The sequence below is a fragment of the Vibrio sp. 1249-1 genome (assembly GCF_033340495.1).
Map to the genome: position 1 here is coordinate 1 of NZ_JAWOWJ010001160.1, position 519 is coordinate 519.

Here is a 519-nt window from a genome sequence, read left to right on the forward strand (position 1 = left end):
AGCGCAACGCCGCGGCTATGAAATCCACTACATGGAAATGAACGATCTTCACCTAGACCAAGGCAAAGCGATTGCCGACACTAAAGTGGTTGAGCTGAAAGAAGATCCAAACGGCTGGTACGAGTTCAAATCTGAGCAGACGATCGAACTGTCTGAGCTCGACGCGGTACTCATGCGCAAAGATCCTCCATTTGATACCGAGTACATCTACGCGACTTACATTCTTGAGCGTGCTGAAGAACAAGGCGCATTGATCGTTAACAAACCTCAAAGCCTACGCGACTGCAACGAAAAACTGTTTACCGCTTGGTTCCCAGAACTTACGCCAACCACAATCGTGACACGCAAAGCAGAAAAAATTAAAGCCTTCCGTGAAGAGCACGGCGATGTGATCCTAAAACCTCTTGATGGTATGGGCGGCGCTTCAATTTTCCGCGTAAAAGAAAACGATCCAAACGTGTCGGTGATCATCGAGACGCTGACTAACCATGGTCAAAACTACGCGATGGCGCAAACCTT

At 48.4% G+C, this 519-nt stretch carries 1 protein-coding gene; it reads left to right on the forward strand.

Going from position 1 to position 519, the window contains the following annotated elements:
- The coding region (locus tag R7Z50_RS31030; RefSeq protein ID WP_411979552.1) for a YheC/YheD family protein at window positions 1-519 on the forward strand (519 nt) is incomplete at both ends.